The organism is Microbacterium sp. GbtcB4 (assembly GCF_019091465.1).
In the GTDB taxonomy this organism is placed as follows: Bacteria; Actinomycetota; Actinomycetes; order Actinomycetales; family Microbacteriaceae; genus Microbacterium; species Microbacterium paraoxydans.
Genome location: NZ_JAGXJJ010000825.1, coordinates 1 through 228 on the forward strand (window position 1 = coordinate 1; position 228 = coordinate 228).

The window sequence follows — 228 nt, forward strand, 5'->3', positions numbered from 1 at the left end:
GGGCGGTCGCGCTCGACCCGCCACGACTCGCTGAGCGGGCCGACGTTGACCGTGTCGAAACCGGCCTCGTCGTAGTAGCGGGTGACGAAGGCCACGGCCTCCGCGTCGTCCCCGGCCGCGGCCAGCGCGCGACGGTTCGGCGTACCGGCCGGGGTCCCGTCGGGGGTGGTCTCCGCGGCGTAGATGTGGTTGGACGCCTTGGCGATCTTCGAGTCCGGGGGCTGTGCC

Annotated in this window: 1 pseudogene; it reads right to left on the reverse strand. The window is 73.7% G+C overall.

From position 1 onward, the window contains the following. Positions 1-228, reverse strand: a pseudogene (locus KVS71_RS19755) (NADP oxidoreductase); the annotation flags it as partial.